At 54.9% G+C, this 510-nt stretch carries 1 rRNA gene; it reads left to right on the forward strand.

Going from position 1 to position 510, the window contains the following annotated elements:
* Positions 1-510, forward strand: a 16S ribosomal RNA gene (locus tag DAI17_RS20795); the annotation flags it as partial.

Below are 510 nucleotides of genomic sequence, written 5' to 3' on the forward strand. Positions count from 1 at the left end.
GTAAGACTGGGATAACTCCGGGAAACCGGGGCTAATACCGGATGGTTGTTTGAACCGCATGGTTCAAACATAAAAGGTGGCTTCGGCTACCACTTACAGATGGACCCGCGGCGCATTAGCTAGTTGGTGAGGTAACGGCTCACCAAGGCAACGATGCGTAGCCGACCTGAGAGGGTGATCGGCCACACTGGGACTGAGACACGGCCCAGACTCCTACGGGAGGCAGCAGTAGGGAATCTTCCGCAATGGACGAAAGTCTGACGGAGCAACGCCGCGTGAGTGATGAAGGTTTTCGGATCGTAAAGCTCTGTTGTTAGGGAAGAACAAGTACCGTTCGAATAGGGCGGTACCTTGACGGTACCTAACCAGAAAGCCACGGCTAACTACGTGCCAGCAGCCGCGGTAATACGTAGGTGGCAAGCGTTGTCCGGAATTATTGGGCGTAAAGGGCTCGCAGGCAGTTTCTTAAGTCTGATGTGAAAGCCCCCGGCTCAACCGGGGAGGGTCATT

It is taken from the genome of Nocardioides sediminis (assembly GCF_003047295.1).
Taxonomy (GTDB): domain Bacteria; phylum Actinomycetota; class Actinomycetes; order Propionibacteriales; family Nocardioidaceae; genus Nocardioides; species Nocardioides sediminis.